Raw genomic sequence first — 641 nt, forward strand, 5'->3', positions numbered from 1 at the left:
CGCCGGAGTACCGGCGTGAAGCCGCAAACCTGGTAATCGAGTCGCAGCGCCCAATCGCTCATGTGGCTAAGGAAATTGGCGTATCAGCCACAATTTTAGGCAGGTGGGTCAAACTCGAGCGTGAGCGCCGAGGAGCATCCGACGGGCTAAGCGAGGCGGATCTTCGTGCTGAGAATGCTCGTCTGCGCCGTGAGCTGGCGGAAGCCAAGATGGATAACGAGTTTTTGTCAAAAGCGACAGCCTTCTTCGCCGCCAAGCAACGCGAGCAGAAAAGTTCGAACTAATGCAGCGAGAGAAGGCGAACTACAGCATCAAACGTATGGCACGGCTATTAAAAGTGTCTCGGTCTGGATACTACAAATGGTCCCATACGCAGCACAAGCGGCTATCCGGCGAAGATGATCGTGCAATATTTTACGATGATGTTGACCGTAAGATTCATCAGATTTGGTCGGACTCCGATGAGGTTTATGGTGCTCCGCGGATTACCGCAGAACTTATCGAGCGCTACCATATTGTGCTTAACCGTAAGACTGTGGCTAAACGGATGCGCATGATGGGCATTGAAGGGATTTCCCCGCGGGCCTTTGTCCCAGTGACAACGATTCAAGCCAAGCGTAAGTCCACGCTTCCTGACTTGG

The 641-nt window shown here is 53.0% G+C and carries 2 protein-coding genes; both read left to right on the forward strand.

The features are described from left to right. Positions 1–284 (forward strand): transposase (locus HMPREF2935_RS00330; RefSeq protein ID WP_246817743.1); only part of this gene is annotated, 284 nt, incomplete at its 5' end. Then, positions 284–641, forward strand: a 358-nt coding sequence (locus HMPREF2935_RS00335; RefSeq protein WP_141755979.1) for an IS3 family transposase, incomplete at its 3' end; no start/stop codon positions are given. The genes HMPREF2935_RS00330 and HMPREF2935_RS00335, both read left to right, overlap by 1 nt.

Source organism: Corynebacterium sp. HMSC076D02 (genome assembly GCF_001813815.1).
In the GTDB taxonomy this organism is placed as follows: domain Bacteria; phylum Actinomycetota; class Actinomycetes; order Mycobacteriales; family Mycobacteriaceae; genus Corynebacterium; species Corynebacterium simulans.